The 15638-nt window shown below is 63.1% G+C and carries 15 protein-coding genes; 3 read left to right on the top strand and 12 right to left on the bottom strand.

Going from position 1 to position 15638, the window contains the following annotated elements; all coding sequences use genetic code 11:
- Nucleotides 1–31: 31 nt before the first annotated feature.
- From IX761_RS08825 to rplM, 7 genes are all read right to left on the bottom strand, one after another.
- Nucleotides 32–463, bottom strand: a complete 432-nt coding sequence (locus IX761_RS08825) for a ClpXP protease specificity-enhancing factor (RefSeq protein WP_194789211.1) — start codon at nt 461–463, stop codon at nt 32–34.
- Between the two features lie 30 nt (nt 464–493).
- On the bottom strand, nt 494–1117 hold the full coding sequence (locus IX761_RS08820; RefSeq protein WP_194789210.1) for a glutathione S-transferase N-terminal domain-containing protein: 624 nt from the start codon (nt 1115–1117) through the stop codon (nt 494–496).
- Nucleotides 1118–1234: 117 nt separating this feature from the next.
- Nucleotides 1235–2014 carry a cytochrome c1 gene (locus IX761_RS08815; protein ID WP_194789209.1) on the bottom strand — a complete coding sequence of 260 codons (780 nt, stop codon included), beginning with the start codon at nt 2012–2014 and terminating at the stop codon, nt 1235–1237.
- Nucleotides 2014–3225: a cytochrome b gene (locus tag IX761_RS08810; protein WP_194789265.1), complete on the bottom strand. Its 1212-nt coding sequence runs from the start codon at nt 3223–3225 to the stop codon at nt 2014–2016. Before IX761_RS08810 ends, IX761_RS08815 begins: the two co-directional genes overlap by 1 nt.
- Complete coding sequence (gene petA, locus IX761_RS08805; RefSeq protein ID WP_194789208.1) at nt 3225–3818, bottom strand: ubiquinol-cytochrome c reductase iron-sulfur subunit; 594 nt, start codon at nt 3816–3818, stop codon at nt 3225–3227. Before petA ends, IX761_RS08810 begins: the two co-directional genes overlap by 1 nt.
- Nucleotides 3819–4157: 339 nt before the next feature.
- The gene (rpsI, locus tag IX761_RS08800; RefSeq protein ID WP_003260797.1) at nt 4158–4550 is read right to left on the bottom strand and encodes a 30S ribosomal protein S9; all 393 of its coding nucleotides are present in this window, start codon (nt 4548–4550) and stop codon (nt 4158–4160) included.
- 14 nt (nt 4551–4564) lie between these two features.
- Entirely contained in the window at nt 4565–4993 is a 429-nt protein-coding gene (gene rplM / locus IX761_RS08795; RefSeq protein WP_008097538.1) for a 50S ribosomal protein L13, read from the bottom strand.
- A gap of 257 nt (nt 4994–5250) precedes the next feature.
- Between rplM and IX761_RS08790 the strand changes: the two genes are divergently transcribed.
- Together IX761_RS08790 and IX761_RS08785 are read left to right on the top strand one after the other, a co-directional pair.
- On the top strand, nt 5251–6291 hold the full coding sequence (locus IX761_RS08790; protein WP_194789207.1) for an NADP(H)-dependent aldo-keto reductase: 1041 nt from the start codon (nt 5251–5253) through the stop codon (nt 6289–6291).
- 298 nt (nt 6292–6589) lie between these two features.
- Entirely contained in the window at nt 6590–7486 is an 897-nt protein-coding gene (locus IX761_RS08785) for a GlxA family transcriptional regulator (RefSeq protein ID WP_194789264.1), read from the top strand.
- Nucleotides 7487–7570: 84 nt separating this feature from the next.
- Here the strand turns inward: IX761_RS08785 and zapE are convergent, their stop codons facing one another.
- From zapE to IX761_RS08770, 3 genes are all read right to left on the bottom strand, one after another.
- On the bottom strand, nt 7571–8665 hold the full coding sequence (zapE, locus tag IX761_RS08780) for a cell division protein ZapE (RefSeq protein ID WP_194789206.1): 1095 nt from the start codon (nt 8663–8665) through the stop codon (nt 7571–7573).
- Between the two features lie 197 nt (nt 8666–8862).
- Nucleotides 8863–10212 carry a tryptophan--tRNA ligase gene (locus IX761_RS08775; protein ID WP_194789205.1) on the bottom strand — a complete coding sequence of 450 codons (1350 nt, stop codon included), beginning with the start codon at nt 10210–10212 and terminating at the stop codon, nt 8863–8865.
- A 24-nt stretch (nt 10213–10236) separates the two neighbouring features.
- Nucleotides 10237–10872: an alpha/beta hydrolase gene (locus IX761_RS08770; RefSeq protein WP_194789204.1), complete on the bottom strand. Its 636-nt coding sequence runs from the start codon at nt 10870–10872 to the stop codon at nt 10237–10239.
- 135 nt (nt 10873–11007) lie between these two features.
- On the opposite strand from IX761_RS08770, the gene IX761_RS08765 reads away from it, so the two are divergent.
- Nucleotides 11008–11445 carry a YhcB family protein gene (locus IX761_RS08765; RefSeq protein WP_110991640.1) on the top strand — a complete coding sequence of 146 codons (438 nt, stop codon included), beginning with the start codon at nt 11008–11010 and terminating at the stop codon, nt 11443–11445.
- Between the two features lie 277 nt (nt 11446–11722).
- On the opposite strand, the gene mdeB is transcribed toward IX761_RS08765, so the two are convergent.
- A complete protein-coding gene (gene mdeB, locus IX761_RS08760) occupies nt 11723–14413 on the bottom strand; it encodes an alpha-ketoglutarate dehydrogenase (RefSeq protein WP_194789203.1) in 2691 nt (896 codons plus the stop codon).
- Between the two features lie 24 nt (nt 14414–14437).
- A complete protein-coding gene (locus IX761_RS08755; protein ID WP_194789202.1) occupies nt 14438–15634 on the bottom strand; it encodes a methionine gamma-lyase in 1197 nt (398 codons plus the stop codon).
- Nucleotides 15635–15638: the final 4 nt, after the last annotated feature.

Here is a 15638-nt window from a genome sequence, read left to right as displayed (position 1 = left end):
AAAAGGCGATCCACTCGGATCGCCTTTTTTGTTACTTGACCACCTTGAGGCTGGGTCGACCACTGGGGCGCGGCGGCTGCCCACCGCCTTGTGGCGGGCCGTCGTCATCCGGCTCGACACCGTCATCCTGCAGATCGTCCTCATCGTCGATCGGCGACTCCAGCTCGAAGACCATGCCCTGGCCATTCTCCCGGGCGTAGACCCCCAGGATCGCGCCTGTCGGCACGTAGAGCGAACGGGATACGCCACCAAAGCGCGCCTCGAAGCTCACCGCCTCGTTGTCCATGTGCAGGTTGCGCACGGCACTGGGGGACATGTTCAGGACGATCTGGCCATCGCTGGCAAAGCCATCGGGCACCTGGACACCGGAATACTCGGCATTGACCAGCATATGGGGCGTGCAATCGTTGTCGACGATCCACTCGTACAGCGCGCGAACCATGTAGGGGCGACTGGAGTTCATCAACGGCTCCTTATTAAACCTTGCGCATTATCAAACCTTGCGCATTTCACGTTCGGCAGCGGACAGGCTCGCCTGGAAAGGCTCGCGGGCGAACTGTCGCTCCATGTAGTCCAGCAGCGGCTTGGCCTGCCGCGGCAATTCGATCCCCATCACCGGCAAACGCCAGAGGATGGGCAGTAGACAGCAATCGACCAGGCTTTGCTCCTCGCTCATGAAGCAGGCCATCTCACCGAACAGCGGTGCTACGCCGGTAAGGCTCTCGCGCAGCTCCTTGCGTGCCTGGCTGCGTGCCGCGTCGCTGCTGCGTGGATCGAGTACGGTGTCGGCCAGCGAGCACCAGTCACGCTGGATGCGGTGCATCAGCAAGCGGCTATTGCCACGGGCCACCGGATAGACCGGCATCAGCGGCGGATGGGGGTAGCGCTCATCGAGATACTCCATCACCACAGTCGATTCGTACAGCGCCAGGTCGCGATCGACCAGGGTCGGCAGGCTGCCATAGGGGTTCACTTCGACCAGCTTGGGCGGCAGGCGTTTGGCGTCGACGTCGATGATCTGCACGGTGACGCCTTTCTCGGCGAGCACCAGGCGTACCCGATGGGAGTAGTGATCAGCGGGGTCGGAATAGCAGGCTAACCTGTTGGTTGCGCCCATGTAGCGCCTCCTCGCACGGGATGCTTGTAAAACGGTAAATGAAAACGCGCCCGGGGCGCCCTGGCAGTATTGCCAAGGCGCCCCGGGCGCGTTCAACAACCAGAAACTACTGCGTGATCAGTGCACGTCCTTCCAGTATTCGCGCTTGAGCAAGTAGGCGAACACGAAGAAGAAAGCCAGGTACAGAAGCACATAGGTACCGATGCGCTGGCTTTCCAGTTTGACCGGGTTGGCCGAATAGGCCAGGAAGGTCACCAGGTTCTTGACCTTCTCGTCGAACTGCTCGGGCGTCAGGGTACCGGATTTCTCCTCGACGGTCAGCTGGTCGCATGCTTCATGGGTCAGCGGGCTGCCGGTCAGGGGGTCGAATTGCTTCTTGCCATCGACCACGGTCTGCACCTGCTTGCAACCAATCACCTGGTTGCCCTGCAAGCCCACCAGCACGTTAGGCATACCCACGTTGGGGAACACCTTGTTGTTCACCCGGTAGGGGCGCGATGGGTCCTCGTAGAAGCTGCGCAGGTAGGTGTACAACCAGTCATTGCCGCGCACCCGGGCCACCAGCGTCAGGTCGGGCGGCGCCGCACCGAACCAGGTCTTGGCATCGTTGGGCTGCATGCCGATCTTCATGTGGTCACCGATCTTGGCACCGGTGAACACCAGGTTCTCGAGCATCAATTCATGGGGGATCCCCAAGTCATCGGCCACCCGCTCATAACGCTGGAACTTGGCGCTGTGGCACCCCATGCAATAGTTGGCGAAGGTGCGCGCCCCGTCCTGCAGGGCAGCCTTGTCAGTGAGGTCGACGTCGACCTTGTCCAGCTCCAGGCTATGCTCGGCAGCGAAAGAAAGCCCCGGCATCAGTGCCAGCAAGCATACTGCAATAAACTTTTTCATCAGCCAGTCACCCTTTCCGGAACCGGTTTGGTCTTCTCGAGCCTTGTGTAGAACGGCATCAGCAGGAAGTAGGCGAAGTACAGCACCGTGCACACCTGCGACAGCAAGGTACGCCCCGGCGTCGGCGCCAGCACGCCCAGCACACCGAGAATGACGAAGGCCACGCAGAACACCAGCAGCCAGATCTTGCTCATCCAGCCCTTGTAGCGCATGGAGCGCACTGGGCTACGGTCGAGCCAGGGCAACACGAACAGCACGGCGATCGCGGCGCCCATGGCGATGACGCCGAACAGCTTGTCGGGCACCGCACGCAAGATCGCGTAGAACGGCGTGAAGTACCACACCGGGGCGATATGCTCAGGCGTCTTGAAGGCGTTAGCCTGCTCGAAGTTCGGTTTTTCCAGGAAGTAACCACCCATTTCCGGGAAGAAGAACACCACGGCACAGAACACGAAGAGGAACACCACTACGCCGGCGATATCCTTGACGGTGTAGTACGGGTGGAAGGGGATGCCGTCCAGCGGGATGCCGTTCTCGTCCTTTTTCTTCTTGATGTCGACACCATCGGGGTTGTTCGAACCCACCTCGTGCAGCGCCAGGATGTGCAGCACCACCAGGCCGAGAATCACGATCGGCAGGGCCACCACATGCAGGGCGAAGAAGCGGTTCAGGGTGATGCCGGAGATCAGGTAGTCGCCACGAATCCACTGGGTCAGGTCACCCCCGATGACCGGGATCGCACCAAACAGCGAGATGATCACCTGGGCGCCCCAGTACGACATCTGCCCCCACGGCAGCAGGTAGCCCATGAACGCTTCGGCCATCAGCGCCAGGTAGATCAGCATGCCGAACAGCCAGACCAGCTCGCGCGGCTTCTGGTAGGAGCCGTACAGCAGGCCGCGGAACATGTGCAGGTACACCACGATGAAGAACGCCGAGGCGCCGGTGGAGTGCAGGTAGCGCAGGATCCAGCCGTACTCGACGTCGCGCATGATGTACTCGACCGAGGCGAACGCCTCTTCCGCCGAGGGGGTGAAGCTCATGGTCAGCCACACACCGGTGACGATCTGGTTGACCAGCACCAGCAGGGCCAGCGAGCCGAAGAAGTACAGGAAGTTGAAGTTCTTGGGCGCGTAGTACTTGCTCAGATGGTCTTCCCACATCTTCGTCGCGGGGAAGCGCGCATCGATCCACTCCATGAACTTGCTCATCATGCTTTCTCCTGGTCGATGCCGATGACGATGAGGTCGTCCGACTCGTACGAGTGCGGTGGCACTGGCAGGTTGAGAGGCGCTGGCTGGGACTTGTAGACGCGGCCAGCCAGGTCGTAGTGCGAACCGTGGCACGGGCAGAAGTAGCCACCGACCCACTTGGGCCCCAGGTCAGCGGGCGCGACTTCGGGGCGGAACGTGGGCGAGCAGCCCAGGTGGGTGCACAGGCCGACCAGGATGAGGATCTCGGGCTTGATCGAGCGATTCTGCGGATCGACGTAGGTGGGTTGCACCGACGCCTTGGACTCGGGATCGGCAAGCTCGCCGGCGATTTTTTTAAGATTACCGAGGATCTCTTCGGTTCGCCGCACGATGAATACAGGTTGGCCGCGCCACTCGGCCACCATCTGCTGGCCGGGCTCGACCTTGGCGATATTGACCTTCACCGGTGCACCGGCGGCTTTCGCCTTGGCACTGGGAAACCATGACCCCACGAACGGTACCGCAGCCCCCACTGCCCCCGCTGCCCCGACCACGGATGTCGCGGCTACGAGGAAGCGGCGCCGGCCTGCGTTGACGCCGTCATTGCTCATTCAGTCCTCTCCCATCAGCTTGCTTGGCCTGTTTGAACAGGCATCTACTTAGGTGTGTCTGTGGCACTAAAAAGTGGTCGCAATGGTAAGGAACAAATCCACACACTGACAAGGTGATTACCCGCTCGTCGGGTCACTACCCTCGCTTTGCTTGATCTGCGTCTATGCGACAAGTTGCCACCGACGGTGGCCTGCGGGGTGAGCTCGAAGCCGGTGCAGCCGTGAGGCGAAGTTGAGCAAGCGAACTAACCGCGCAGGGCGCTAGAGGACAGGTTAGTTCAAGACATAAAAAAAGCCCGGTTCCAGAGGAACCGGGCTTCTTCGACTGCCGAAGCGGTATTAACGCTTGGAGTACTGAGGACGCTTACGCGCTTTACGCAGACCCACTTTCTTACGCTCGACTTCACGAGCGTCGCGGGTGACGTAGCCAGCACGACGCAGAGCGCCACGCAGGGTTTCGTCGTATTCCATCAGGGCGCGGGTGATACCGTGGCGGATCGCACCGGCCTGACCGCTGACACCACCACCGGAAACGGTGACGTAGATGTCGAACTTCTCAACGGTCTCGGTCAGTTCCAGCGGCTGGCGAACAACCATGCGAGCGGTTTCGCGGCCGAAGAACACGTCCAGAGAACGGTTGTTGATGGAGATGTTACCGGTACCCGGACGCAGGAAAACGCGAGCGGTTGCGGTCTTGCGACGGCCAGTGCCGTAGTTTTGAGTCGCCGACATAATGAACTATCCCGTTAGATCTTCAGTTCTTGAGGCTGCTGAGCAGTGTGTGGGTGAGCAGCACCCGCGTACACTTTCAGCTTGCGGTACATGTCGCGACCCAGCGGGTTCTTCGGCAGCATGCCTTTGACCGCGGTTTCGATGACACGCTCAGGGGCCTTGGCGATCAACTTCTCGAAGTTGATTTCCTTGATACCGCCCGGGAAGCCGGAGTGGGAGTAGTACATCTTGTCGGAAGACTTGGCACCAGTCACACGGATTTGCTCGGCGTTGATGACGACGATGTAGTCGCCGGTGTCAACGTGAGGGGTGTATTCTGGCTTGTGCTTGCCACGCAGGCGGCTAGCGATTTCGGTAGCCAGACGACCCAGGGTCTGACCAGCGGCGTCGACTACGAACCACTCGCGCTTTACTGTTTCCGGTTTAGCAGTAAAAGTTTTCATTCTCTAAAGCCTCAGAGGCCGCCCAGCGAAAAATAGACGGCGAATCTTACTGGATAGTGCACGGCTTGCCAAGGGCAAACGCGCAGCCGAACGCTGACGCTTTTGGGGGCTCGGGTCGGGCACGCCAATGTTCGACAAAGGTTCTTCTAGCGTGGTGGTGCATCACTTCCGCCACGCGAAGAGCTGCAGAATTATCCAGATTGCGCGAAAAATTTCAACCTGCTTTTATGGGCTTCTTTGCCAGGAGCGTCCTTTCGATGGAATACCGCAAGCTCGGTCGTACCGACCTCAACGTCAGCGCCCTGTGCTTGGGCACCATGACCTGGGGCGAGCAGAACACCCAGGACGAAGCCTTCGCCCAGATCCGCCTGGCCAAGGACAGCAACATCAATTTCATCGACACCGCCGAGATGTACCCGGTGCCGCCGCGCCCAGAGACCTACGCCGCCACCGAGCGCATCATCGGCAACTGGTTCGCGAAAAACGGCGACCGCGACGACTGGTTGCTGGCCAGCAAGGTCGCCGGCCCCGGCAACGGCATCAGTCATATCCGCGACGGCCAGCTCAAGCACAACCGCCAGCACATCGTTGCCGCACTCGATGCAAGCCTTGCGCGCTTGCAGACCGACCGCATCGACCTGTACCAGTTGCACTGGCCCGAGCGCAGTACCAACTTCTTCGGCAAGCTGGGTTACCAGCACCTGCCCCAGGACCTGTTCACCCCACTGGAAGAAACCCTGGAAGTACTCGACGAACAGGTGCGCGCCGGCAAGATCCGCCATATCGGCCTGTCCAACGAAACCCCGTGGGGCACCATGAAGTTCCTGCATTTGGCCGAAACCCGCGGCTGGCCACGTGCGGTTTCGATCCAGAACCCCTACAACCTGCTCAACCGCAGTTTCGAAGTGGGCCTGGCAGAAGTGGCGATCCGCGAACAGTGCGGCCTGCTGGCTTACTCACCGCTGGCCTTCGGCATGCTCTCGGGCAAGTACGAGAATGGCGCCCGCCCGGCAGATGCCCGCCTGACCCTGTTCAGCCGCTTCGCCCGCTACTCCAACCCACAAACCGTGGCGGCGTGCAGCCGTTATGTGCAACTGGCCCAAGCGCATGGGCTGGATCCTGCGCAGATGGCCCTGGCGTTCGTGACCCGGCAGCCGTTCGTGACCAGCAACATCATCGGCGCGACCACGGTCGAGCAATTGCAGAGCAACATCGATAGCCAGGCGCTGAACTTGAGCGACGAGCTGCTGGCGGCGATCGAGGCGATTCATCAGGAGCAGCCCAATCCGGCGCCCTGAGCCGAGCCCTGTGTCGCCTGCTTCGCGGGCAAGCCCGCTCCCACAGGATCTCACTACGCTCGAGGCCTGCGGGGTACCTGTGGGAGCGGGCTTGCCCGCGAAGCAGGCGACGCCGTGCATTGGGGTAGACACAATCGCCAAAAAATAAGACGATCCAGCCGGTGATTGACCACTCTACCCTATAAGAACAATGACAATGATGTTTACCCAACCCCCCGCGTCGCTGCGGCGCGTCAGCATCCTGGCCATTGATAAAGTGTTCGCTTCGACACTGATGCAGGCCAAGGACTTCTTCCACCTGGCCAGCCTGCGCTACAGCAAGCAGCTGGGCCTGGGCCTGCAACCGATGTTCGAGATCGGCCTGGTGAGCCCCGACGGCCTGCCCGTGGACAGTTTCAGCAACGTGCAGCTACCGGTCGACAGCGGCCTGAACGATGCCGACGTGATCATCCTCCCGGCCTTCTGGGACGACTTCGACAATCTCCTGCAACGCTACCCGCAAGTGCTGCCCTGGCTGCGCGCGCAACATGCCCGTGGCGCGGTGCTGTGCGCCGAGGCCAGCGGGGTGTTCTGGCTGGCTGAGTCCGGCCTGCTCGACGGCAAGGAGGCGACTACCTACTGGCGTTTCTTCGCCAGCTTCGCCGAGCGCTTCCCGAAGATCCGCCTGAACCAGGACAAGCACCTCACCGATGCCGACAACCTCTACTGCGCCGGCGGCACCACGTCGGCCTGCGACCTGTACATCTATCTGATCGAACGCTTCTGCGGCGCCAACGTCGCCCGCGCCGTGGCCCGCGACATCCTCTACGAAGTGCAACGCAGCTACACTCCCGGGCGCATGGGCTTCGGCGGGCAGAAGCTGCACCAGGACCTGATCATCCTGCAGATCCAGCACTGGCTCGAAGAGCACTTCGCCGACAAGTTCCGCTTCGAGGATGTGGCACGCAACCACGGCATGAGCATCCGCAATTTCATGCGCCGCTTCCAGAGCGCCACCGGCGACAAACCGCTGCACTACCTGCAACGGCTGCGCATCGAGACCGCCAAGGGCCTGCTGTCGAGCACGCGCAAGAGCATCAAAACCATCAGCTACGAGGTGGGGTACGACGACGCGAGCTTCTTCGCCCGCCTGTTCCGCCAGCACACCGAACTGTCGCCGAACCAGTATCGCCAGCAGTTCATGCAGGAAGCCTGAAAGCATCGCGGGGCAAGCCCGCTCCCACGCCATGAACCCATGGTGTGGGAGCGGGCTTGCCCCGCGATGCCTTGCAACGTCGATTTAAGGCTTGTGCGCCCGCGCCAGGAACTCGTGGGACTGCATCTCGAGCAAGCGGCTGAGGGTGCGCTGGAACTCGAAGCTCAGGCGCCCGCCGGTGTACAGGTCCTTCAACTCCACCTCGGCCGAAATGATCAACTTCACGTTACGGTCGTAGAACTCGTCGACCATGTTGATGAAGCGACGCGCGATGTCATCGGTAGTGACGCCCATCTGTTCGACGTTGCTCAGCAGCACCGCGTGGAAGATCTTGCCCAGCTCGATGTAGTCGTTCTGGCTACGCGGGCCGTCACACAGCGCACGGAAGTCGAACCAGGCGACGTCGTCGCAGGTACGCAGCGCGTGGATCTCGCGGTTTTCGATCATCAGCACGTCGTTCTCGACCGCCTGGGTACACTCGGGCGTCAGCGCCTTGAAGCTTGCGCGCAGGCTCTCGTGGGCGGCGGCGTCGAGCGGGAAGTGGAACAGCTCGGCCTGCTCCAGGTGACGCAGGCGATAGTCCACGCCACTGTCGACGTTCACCACGTCGGTGAACTGCTTGATCATGGCGATGGCCGGCAGGAAGCGCGCGCGCTGCAAGCCGTCCTTGTACAAACCGTCCGGCACGATGTTGGAGGTCGCCACCAGCGACACGCCATTCTTGAACAGTTCTTCCATCAGCGTGCCGAGGATCATGGCGTCGGTGATGTCGGAGACGAAGAATTCGTCGAAGCAGATCACCTTGGCTTCATCGCTGAAACGCTTGGCGATGATGGTCAACGGGTTCTTCTCGCCCTTGAGGGTCTTCATCTCCTCGTGCACCCGCTTCATGAAGCGGTGGAAGTGCGTGCGCATCTTCTGCTTGAACGGCAGCGCTTCATAGAAGGTGTCGACCAGGTAGGTCTTGCCTCGCCCTACCCCGCCCCAGAAGTACAGGCCCTTGACCGGGGTCTGCTCCTTCTTGCCGAACAGCTTGCCGAACATGCCCGGCTTGTTGTTCTGCGCGTGCACCAGGTCGTCGTACAGGCGCTGCAAGTGACGCACCGCAGTTTCCTGCGCCGCGTCATGGAAGAAGTCGGGGCGTTTCAGATCGGCTTGGTATCGTTCTAGGGGCGTCATGATTTCGTTAGCGAGGCAACAAAAAACGGGCCGTCACTTTAGCGACCGGCCCGCTTGATGGCAATGATACATGCGGCCATTGTCCGCCTGCATGCATTCCCTGTGGGAGCGGGCTTGCCCGCGAACACCGGCGAAGCCGGTGCCAAGCACCGCGTCGCATGCTTCGCGGGCAAGCCCGCTCCCACAGTCTTTATGCCTCAGTCCGCTTGTGGCGCCAGCGCCTCGCGCAGGCTCTGAATCGCGGCTTCACGGGCCTCGGCATTGTCGAACTGCGGCCCCTCGGCCACTTGCTCGCCATCCAGCCACAGCGCAAAGCCCAGGCCTTCGACCCGCACATCCGCCTCGCCACCCTGCTGCAACTGCTTGCTCACCGCGCCAGCGCTCTTGCCGTCGGCAAAGCTGCGCGACAGCAGCAGCTGCTCGCCATCGGCGGCCAGCAGGCGGAAGCGGAAGCTGCCGTCTTCGTCGCGGAAGCTGACGAAACGCGCGCTCTTGGCGGCCTTCTTCTTCACTTCGCTGGTGGCCTGCACGGCGGTGCGGAACGAACGCAGGCCTACGGCCTCGCGCAGCTGTTCGAGGAACGGAGTGGCGATCTTGCGCGCCTTGGTGGCACCGGCCAGGAGGATGTCCTCCAGATCGGACGGGCGCGAAATCAGCTGGTGGTAATGCTCGCGCTTTTCGGCCAGCTGTCCGTCGAGCAGTTGGAACAGGCGCTGCTTGGCTTCGCCCCAACCCAGGCCCTGCACCAGCTCTGCGCGGAACTCGGCGCATTGCGCCTGGGTGGAGAAGGCCTGGAACAGGGTGAACAGGTGCGAATTGTCCGGGTCCTTCGCCTCGCCTGGTGCCTTGGAGTCGGTGACGATGCGCGAGATCGCGTCCTTCATGTCCTTGGCGCTGGTGAACAGTGGGATGGTGTTGTCGTAGCTCTTGGACATCTTGCGACCGTCCAGGCCCGGCAGCGTGGCCACGCTCTCTTCGATCACCGCCTCGGGCAGGGCGAAGAAGTCCTTGCCCTGGCCGAACAGGTGGTTGAAACGCTGGCCGATGTCGCGGGCCATCTCCACGTGCTGGATCTGGTCGCGGCCGACCGGCACCTTGTGCGCGTTGAACATCAGGATATCGGCGGCCATCAGCACCGGGTAGCTGAACAGGCCCATGGTCACGCCGGCATCCGGGTCTTCACCGGCCTCGACGTTCTTGTCCACCGAGGCCTTGTAGGCGTGGGCGCGGTTGAGCAGGCCCTTGGCCGCGACACAGGTCAGCAGCCAGGTCAGCTCGGGGATCTCGGGGATGTCCGACTGGCGGTAGAAGGTCACCTTGTCCGGGTCCAGGCCACCGGCCAGCCAAGTGGCGGCGATTTCCAGGCGCGAGCGCTGGATGCGCTGCGGGTCGTCGCACTTGATCAGCGCGTGGTAGTCGGCCAGGAAGTAGAACGAATCGGCACCAGGCTGCTGGCTGGCCAGGATTGCCGGGCGGATGGCACCGGCGTAGTTGCCTAGGTGCGGGGTGCCGGTGGTGGTGATACCGGTGAGAATGCGCGTCGTCATGGGTGTTCGCTTGTTCAGGCTTGCTCAGTTCGAAAGGCGCGGCAGCAGCAGATCCTTCAGATCGGTCAGCTTGCCATGGAAGAAGTGTCCGCATTCTGCCACTTTCAGCAGCTCGTGGGGGCGCGTCAGCGCCGCAGACCAATCGTAGACCAGCTGCGGGTCGACCACTTCGTCGGTGTCCGGCTGCACCACCGTGAGGGCAACGCGGCCAGGTAGCGGGAACTGCTCCGTCAGGCGCATCACCGCCGGGGCGATCATGAACAGTTGCTGCAGCTCGACGCCTTCGGCCTCCAGGTGCCCAGCCAGGCTGGCGGCGACGAAGCCGCCGAAGGAGAAGCCCATCAGTACCAGCGGCAGCTCGGGGTGCTGATCACGCAGCCAGGCGGCTGCGGCTTGCGCATCGGCCACTTCACCGGCGCCCATGTCGTGGCTGCCGGCGCTCTGGCCGACGCCACGGTAGTTGAAACGCAGGGTGACGTAACCGGCGTCGCGGGCGGTGCGTTGCAGGGTCGAGACCACCTTGTTGAGCATGGTGCCGCCCTGGACCGGGTTGGGGTGGCAGATCAGCACCGCGCCACGGGCATCGGCCACGTCCAGGTACAAGGCTTCCAGCTGGCCACATGGGCCATCGATGAACATAGGTGTTTCGCGGATAAGCAAGGCACTACTCCGTGACCTCGGGGTGGGTCGACTCGTCTAGCAGAGGAATTCTGTTCTGATTTGCGATTGCTCGCGGTATACAGCGCAGGTCTGAGCCGTTAACGTAAAGCAAAGCCGTTTATAGAGGAAGGACTCGTGGAACACTCGCTCCTTGTTTGGTTGCTGCCGACCCTGGCCCTGGTCATCGGTGTCGTCGCAGGTTTCGCGCTGGCCCGCCTGCTGCCCAACGCGGCGCCCAGCAATACACAACGCCAGCTGGATGACATCCAGCAGCGTTTCGACACCTATCAAAATGAGGTGGTCACCCACTTCAACAGCACCGCGTCGCTGGTGCAGAAGCTCACGCAAAGCTACCAGGACGTGCAGGATCACCTGGCCGACGGCGCCAACCGCCTGGCCCTGGACGAGCTGACCCGTCAGCGCCTGCTGGCTGCCCTGCACTCGGAAGCGGCGCAAGCGCCACGCGACCGCCTGACCCCACCGAAAGACACCGCCGAAGTGCCGCGTGACTACGCCCCTAAGGCACCGAACTCGCCGGGCATGCTGGATGAGAGCTACGGGCTCAAGCGTTGATCGGATGAAATGAAAAAGGCCTCGTCAGAGGCCTTTTTTGTGGGCGCGGTTTACTGGCCCTATCGCCGGCAAGCCGGCTCCCACATCTTACGCGGTCAGTGTAGGAGCGGCCTTGTGTCGCGAAAGGGTCGCAAAGCGGCCCCTGGTTTCTCTGTGGCATTCAAAATTACCGGGGCTGCGATGCAGCCCTTTCGCGGCACAAGGCCGCTCCTACAGAGACCGCGCAAGGCTTTGGGTGGGGGGCTTGCTGGCGATAGGGTCAATACAGCCAGGGCCATCATCGATACCAGGATGCGCCTTCATCCGTGATGGCATACCTTGCCTGGGCCTGCGCCAATACCTCTTTGGGCAAACGCCCCTGCCGCACCAGGCCATACAACGCCGCCATCACCACCGCATACCTGTCCACCTCGAAGAACCGCCGCAACTGCTGGCGTGTGTCGCTGCGCCCAAAGCCATCGGTGCCGAGGGTGATGTAGGGTGCCTGCACATACTCGGCAATCAGTTGCGGCCAGGCGCGCACATAGTCGCTCGCCGCGATCACCGGCGCATCGCCGGGCAGGCACTGGCGCAGGTGGCAATGCTCATCCTCACCGGCAATGCCGCTGCGCCGAGCATCCCGCGCATCACGCGCCAACTCGCTGAAACTGGTCACGCTGAACACCTCGCAGTCGACCTGCCACTCGTTCACCAGCAGCTCGCCCGCCGCGATGACCTCGCGCAGGATCGTGCCCGAACCCAGCAAGCGCACCTGGCCCCGCGGCTGCTCCGCTTGCTGCCGGGTGTACAGATACATGCCACGCAACACCGCCTCCCGCACGCCATCGGGCAACGATGGCTGTGGATAGTTTTCGTTCATCACCGCCACGTAGTGGAACTCGTCGCGCTGCTCCACCAGCATGCGCCGGGCGGCATGGTCGAGGATCAGCGCCAGCTCCCCGGCGAAACACGGGTCCCAGGCCCGGCAGTTGGGCACCATCGAGGCCATCACCAGGCTCGAACCGTCCTGATGCTGCAAGCCCTCCCCGCCCAGGGTGGTGCGCCCGGCGGTGGCGCCCAGCAGCAGGCCGCGGGCGCGCTGGTCGGCGGCGGCCCAGATCAGGTCGCCAACGCGCTGGAAGCCGAACATCGAGTAATAGATGTACACCGGCAACATCGGCTCGCCGTGTACCGCATACGAGGTGGCCGCCGCGACCCACGACGAAATCGCCCCGGCCTCGGTGATGCCCTCCTCGAGCAACTGGCCGTCGCGGGCCTCCTTGTACACCAGCAACGAACCGGCATCCTCGGGCTCATAGCGCTGCCCGGCCGGAGAATAGATGCCGATCTGGCGGAACAGGCTGGCCATGCCGAAGGTGCGCGCCTCGTCAGCGACGATCGGCACCACACGCGGCCCCAGCCCAGGCGCCTTGAGCCAATGGCCGAGCAGACGCACGGCGGCCATGGTGGTGGACATCTCCTTGCCATCGGCGTGCAGGGCGAAACCGGCAAATGCATCGAGTTCGGGCAGAGGCAACGTGGCACAGTCACTGCGCCTGATGGGTAACGCCCCACCGAGGGCAGCACGGCGCTGGCGCAAATAGACCATCTCCGGGCTATCCTCGGCCGGGCGGTAGAAACGCAGCTGCTCCACCGCCTCATCCGACAGCGGCAGGTGGAAGCGATCGCGAAACGCCAACAGCGCCTGCACATCCAGTTTCTTGGCCTGGTGCGCGGTCATCCGCGACTCGCCGGCACTGCTCATGCCATAGCCTTTCTTGGTCTTGGCCAGGATCACCGTCGGCCGGCCCTTGCACGCCTTGGCGGCGGCGTAGGCCGCGTGCAGCTTGCGGAAATCGTGGCCACCGCGCTTGAGCGCGTTGATCTCGTCGGAGCTCATGTGCGCCACCAGGCGCTGCAAGGCCGGGGCCTGGTTGAAGAAATGCTCGAGGTTGTAACTGCCATCTTTGGCGCCGAGGGTCTGGAACTGGCCATCGGGGGTGGCCGCCAACTGGCGCAGCAGCGCGTGCTCATGGTCGCGGGCGAACAACGCGTCCCACTCCGAGCCCCACAGCACCTTGATCACGTTCCAGCCGGCGCCGCTGAACAGCGCCTCCAGCTCCTGGATGATCTGGCCATTGCCGCGTACCGGGCCGTCCAGGCGTTGCAGGTTGCAATTGACGATGAAGGTCAGGTTGTCCAGCCCCTCGCGGGCCGCCAGGGTCAGGCCGGCGGTGGACTCAGGCTCATCCATCTCGCCGTCGCCGAACACGCCCCACACATGCCGGCCCGAGGTATCCAGCAGGCCCCGGTGCTGCAGGTAGCGCATGAAGCGCGCCTGGTAGATGGCATTGAGCGGGCCGATGCCCATGGAGCCGGTGGGGAACTGCCAGAAGTCGGGCATCAGCCAGGGGTGGGGGTAGGAGCACAGGCCATTGCCCGCGACCTCCTGGCGATAGTTGGCCAATTGCTGCTCGCTCAAGCGCCCTTCGAGAAACGCCCGGGCATAGATGCCCGGGGCCGAGTGCGGCTGGAAGAACACCAGGTCGCCGGTGCGTTGCTCGCCACCGCTTTCGCCACGGAAGAAGTGCTGGAAACCGACCTCGAAGATCTCCGCCGCCGAGGCGTAGCTGGCGATATGCCCGCCCAGTTCGCCATAGGCATGGTTGGCCCGCACCACCATGGCCAAGGCGTTCCAGCGCAGGATGCCGGTGATCCGCTCATCCAGCTCCAGATCGCCCGGATAGGCCCCCTGCTGCTCCACCGGCAAGGTGTTGCGGTAGGCAGAGAAGGCCTGCGCCTCGCGCTCCAGGCCCAGCTCAAGGGCGTGGGCTTGCAGGCGCTGCAACAGGTAGCGCGCCCTCGCAGCGCCGCAGTGGGCCAAGGTGGACGCCAGCGCCTGGCACCATTCCTCGGTCTCGGCCGGATCGCTGTCCAACGCCGCATCGAGGGGCGTCAACGGCTCGTTCGGGTTCATCATCGCTACCATTGCGCAAGCCTCGTCCGTGGCAGTTCAGGCACAGGCCTTCAGGGCCTGGTCGATATCGGCCAGCAGGTCGTCGATGTCCTCCAGCCCCACCGACAACCGCACCAGCCCCTCGGAGATACCATGGTGCGCCCGCTCCTGCGGGGTGTAGCTGGAGTGGGTCATGCTCGCCGGGTGCTGGGCCAGCGACTCGGCGTCACCCAGGCTCACCGCCCGGCTGAACAGCTGCAAGGCGTTCATGAACCGACGCCCGGCTTCGATACCGCCCTTGAGCTCGAAGGCGATCATCCCGCCTGGCAGGCGCATCTGCCGTTGTGCCAGCGCGTACTGAGGGAACGACGGCAGGCCCGGGTAGTGGATCAGCTCGACCTGCGGCTGGCGGGCCAGGTGCTCGGCCAACCGCTGCGCATTGGCGCAGTGCCGGTCCAGACGCAGGGCCAGGGTTTTCATGCCACGCATCAGCAGCGAGGCGTCGTGGGGCGAAAGCACCGCGCCGGTCATGTCCTTGAGCCCTTGCAGGCGAATGCGATCGACCAACGCCTTGCGCCCCACCACCAGGCCGGCGGTGATGTCGCCATGGCCGGACAGGTATTTGGTGGCCGAATGCACCACCAGGTCGGCGCCCAATTCCAGCGGGCGCTGCAAATACGGGGTGCAGTAAGTATTGTCGACCACGATGCTGATGTCGTGGCCACGCACCGCGTCGGCCACTGCGGCAATATCCACCAGTTGCATGTTGGGGTTGGCCGGGGTTTCGAAGTAGATCATCCGCGTTTTGGGCGTGATTGCTGCTTTAAGCGCCTGAGGGTCGTTGAGGTCGACATGCTGGATCTTCACCCCGAACTCACCGATGCCGTGGTGCAGGTAGGCGAAGGTGCAGCCGTACAGGGTGCGGCCGACGATCAACTCGTCACCTGGGCGTAGCAGGGTCCACAGGGTGGAGGTGATCGCCCCCATGCCCGAGGCCAGCGCCAGCCCGGCCTCGCCGCCTTCGAGCGACGCCATGCGGTGTTCCAGCAAGGCCAGGGTGGGGTTGGAAATACGGCTGTAGAAGTGCCCGCCCTCCTCCCCGGCAAAGCAGGCGGCGCCGTACTCGACGGTAGGGAAAGCGAAGGTAGCGGTCTGGTAGACCGGCGGCACCAGTGCGCCGCCGTGGGACAGCGGGTCGTATCCGTAATGGATGGCCCGCGTGGAAAAACCGGTGTTGTTATTGGAGTCGCGCATGGCA

Origin of the sequence: Pseudomonas sp. UFMG81 (assembly GCF_015354575.1) — a bacterium.
Classification (GTDB): Bacteria; Pseudomonadota; Gammaproteobacteria; order Pseudomonadales; family Pseudomonadaceae; genus Aquipseudomonas.
The sequence above is the reverse complement of the archived record's forward strand: the minus strand, read 5'-3'. Positions and strand labels throughout refer to the sequence as shown.